The organism is Staphylococcus sp. TCBT05, from assembly GCF_055179755.1.
Genome location: NZ_JBUQDQ010000016.1, coordinates 1 through 239, shown reverse-complemented (window position 1 = coordinate 239; position 239 = coordinate 1). Strand labels below are relative to the sequence as shown.

1 rRNA gene is annotated in these 239 nt (G+C 52.7%); it reads right to left on the bottom strand.

Annotated features, from left to right (window positions below):
• Positions 1-239 (bottom strand): 16S ribosomal RNA (locus ACY191_RS05965); the annotation flags it as partial.

Sequence of the window (239 nt, the reverse complement as noted above, 5' to 3'; positions counted from 1 at the left end):
AACGCTTGCCACCTACGTATTACCGCGGCTGCTGGCACGTAGTTAGCCGTGGCTTTCTGATTAGGTACCGTCAAGATGTGCACAGTTACTTACACATATGTTCTTCCCTAATAACAGAGTTTTACGAGCCGAAACCCTTCATCACTCACGCGGCGTTGCTCCGTCAGGCTTTCGCCCATTGCGGAAGATTCCCTACTGCTGCCTCCCGTAGGAGTCTGGACCGTGTCTCAGTTCCAGTG